General features: G+C 70.9%; 1 protein-coding gene. It reads right to left on the reverse strand.

Annotation, left to right across the window (positions count from 1 at the left end):
* On the reverse strand, positions 1–1,075 hold a 1,075-nt coding region (locus ABZ641_RS39105), incomplete at both ends, for a GMC family oxidoreductase (RefSeq protein WP_359989484.1).

The following is a 1,075-nucleotide window of genomic DNA, read 5'->3' on the forward strand; positions in this document are numbered from 1 at the left end:
GCTCTGGAGCTTGTGGCGGAGCCGCTTCAGTCCGGCGGTGTTGTTCTTCTCGTCCAGGGCGAGGTGGACGTTGCCGTCGGCGTCCAGGGTGACCCGGTTGTCGGCGGCGGGGAGGTCCTCGCCGCAGAGCCAGAAGTCGACGGCGTGGTGCGCGAGGACCTCGAACGGCATGTCGGGGGTGACGGCGCCCGCCCAGCGCGGGGCCTCGCCGTGGATCTGCGCGGCGTCCGACTTGCCCAGCATCTGGATCCCGCCCATCGGGAACTCCCAGTCGTCCCCGGCGAGGTACCAGTCGTGGAGGGCCAGGGTCTTCTGGAAGGCCGTCGGGTTGGGCTCCTTGGAGACGGCCATCAGCGCCAGGTTGTTGTGCCGCATGTAGTGGCGGCCGACCACGCCGGAGCTGTTGGCCAGGCCCGCCGGGTGCTTGTCGTTGGCCGAGCGCAGCAGCAGCACGGCCGAGTTCACCGCTCCGCAGGCCACCACGACGATGTCGCCGGTGAAGGTCTCGGTGCTGCCGTCGCCGAGGTCGGCGACCACCCCGGTGACCGTCCGGCCGGTGGGGTCGGTCTCCAGGCGCCGCACGTCGGCATGGGTGATCATCCGGACGTTGTCGTGCCGCAGCGCCGGGTCCACGCAGATGACCTGGGCGTCCGACTTGGCGCCGATCAGGCAGGGGAAGCCGTCGACCCGGTCGCAGCGGATGCAGGCGCTGTCGTGCGTGGCCTTCCCGGTGGCGTCCTGGGTGAGGTTCACGCCGATCGGCAGGTGGAACGGGTGCAGGCCCTGCTTCTCCAGGTCGTCGCTGAGTTGCTGGATCCGCGGCTCGTGCTCGACCGGGGGGTGGGCGTACTGGGCGCTCGCCGGGCCCTCGGTGGGGTCCTCGCCGTGCCGGCCGTGGACGAGGTAGAGGTGCTCGGCCTGGGTGTAGTAGGGCTCGAGGTCCTCGTAGCGGATGGGCCAGGCCGGGGAGACTCCGTCGTGGTGGCGCAGTTCGCCGAAGTCCTCGGGGCGCAGCCGGAACAGGGCGGCGCCGTAGAACTTGGTGTTGCCGCCGACGTAGTAGTTGACCTCCGGC

This window comes from Kitasatospora sp. NPDC007106 (assembly GCF_040634455.1).
In the GTDB taxonomy this organism is placed as follows: domain Bacteria; phylum Actinomycetota; class Actinomycetes; order Streptomycetales; family Streptomycetaceae; genus Kitasatospora; species Kitasatospora arboriphila.